We start from the raw sequence: 578 nt of genomic DNA, 5'->3' as shown, positions 1-578 counted from the left end.
CTCTCCAAGCGCACCGAACAGCAGGCGGCCTCGCTCGAGGAAACCGCCGCCGCGCTCGACGAGATCACCGCCAATGTGGCGAACTCGTCCAAGCGTGCGGAAGAGGCCCGCACGGTCGCGATCCAGGCCAATGACAGTGCGCGCAAATCCGGTGCCGTCGTCGCCAATGCGGTCGATGCGATGAGCAAGATCGAGCAGTCGTCCAACCAGATCTCCTCGATCATCGGCGTGATCGACGAGATCGCCTTCCAGACCAACCTGCTCGCTCTGAATGCCGGCGTCGAAGCAGCCCGCGCCGGTGAGGCCGGCAAGGGGTTCGCGGTGGTTGCGCAAGAAGTGCGCGAGCTCGCTCAAAGGTCTGCCCAGGCCGCCAAGGAGATCAAGGATCTGATCCGCAACTCCTCCGGCGAAGTGCAGAACGGCGTCAAGCTCGTCAGCCAGACGGGCGAGGCCTTGAAGACGATCGAGAGCTATATCGTCACGATCAACCAACATATGGACGCGATCGCCACCTCCGCGCGCGAACAGTCGGTCGGGCTCTCCGAGGTCAACACCGCCGTCAACCAGATGGACCAGGT

General features: G+C 63.5%; 1 protein-coding gene. It reads left to right on the top strand.

Translation table 11 applies throughout. The features are described 5' to 3' along the window. The coding region (locus ACLE20_RS15550) for a methyl-accepting chemotaxis protein (RefSeq protein ID WP_410941223.1) at nucleotides 1–578 on the top strand (578 nt) is incomplete at both ends.

The organism is Rhizobium sp. YIM 134829 (genome assembly GCF_046546455.1).
This window is presented reverse-complemented; position numbering and strand designations above follow the sequence as displayed.